The sequence below is a fragment of the Vibrio sp. 1580 genome (assembly GCF_033340055.1).
Genome location: NZ_JAWOVT010000670.1, coordinates 1 through 530 on the forward strand (window position 1 = coordinate 1; position 530 = coordinate 530).

Genomic DNA, 530 nt, shown 5'->3' on the forward strand with positions numbered 1-530 from the left:
CCTTGCGAAGTAAGCCCATCAACAGGCGTCGCACTGGCATCCAATTGGTAACTCACTACGCCATCAGAACCTTGATTGGTGGTGAAGTGCCCGTCAATCGATACAGAACCGTCTTGAGCCGAGCCAATCTGCGCGAGGTCATCTTCATCAACGGTGATCGCTTGAACATCGTTAATTGTTGGCTGGTCATCAACAATGGTTACAGGGATGGTTGCCGATGACGTATCGCCATCAAAGTCGGTCGCGATGATTGGAAAGTTTAGCGTCAGTTCATCACTACCAGTCGCGTGATCGATTGGGCCTTCCAACGTAAAATTGTATGAACCATCAACATTCACCACCAGCGTAAATACTGAGTTGCCGTTTGCTGTCGCGGTGTAAGTGAAGCTGCCGTCGGCATTTGCGGTTTCTACCAGCTCAACGGCTTCACCATGTGAAGTCAAGCCATCAATTGGATTGGTCGATGCGTCGAGTTGATAACTCACCACTCGATCGGAGCCTTCTGTCGTGGTGAACTTGCCGTCAACCGA

The 530-nt window shown here is 50.4% G+C and carries 1 protein-coding gene; it reads right to left on the reverse strand.

Annotation, left to right across the window (positions count from 1 at the left end):
* On the reverse strand, positions 1-530 hold a 530-nt coding region (locus R7093_RS27765; protein WP_318147348.1), incomplete at both ends, for a VCBS domain-containing protein.